Consider the following 278-nt stretch of genomic DNA (forward strand, 5'->3'; position numbering starts at 1 on the left):
GGCAGGGTCCCGGCCGCCATAGAGGCGACGCTATCGGTGATGGCCAAAGGCCAGGTCCTTGAAAGCCGAACGCTTGTTCCCGGCGCAGGCTTCCGCTTCGCGCTTGCCGGCGAGGCTGATGCGATTGTGGTGACCGGCGGCGGTCTCGACCGGCAGCTAGCGCTGTCAGCCTATCCGACCGATCTTGGCCTGCTCACGCCCACCGCCCTCGCGCCTGGTGCGGCACTCAGCACCATCGGCTTCGACGACATCACCACGCGCGGCCTGCGCAAGGTTCC

Annotated in this window: 1 pseudogene; it reads left to right on the plus strand. The window is 68.0% G+C overall.

What is annotated here, in order from left to right:
* A pseudogene (locus EN852_RS40585) lies at positions 1-278 on the plus strand (hypothetical protein); the annotation flags it as partial.

Source organism: Mesorhizobium sp. M2E.F.Ca.ET.209.01.1.1 (assembly GCF_004010375.2).
Taxonomy (GTDB): domain Bacteria; phylum Pseudomonadota; class Alphaproteobacteria; order Rhizobiales; family Rhizobiaceae; genus Mesorhizobium.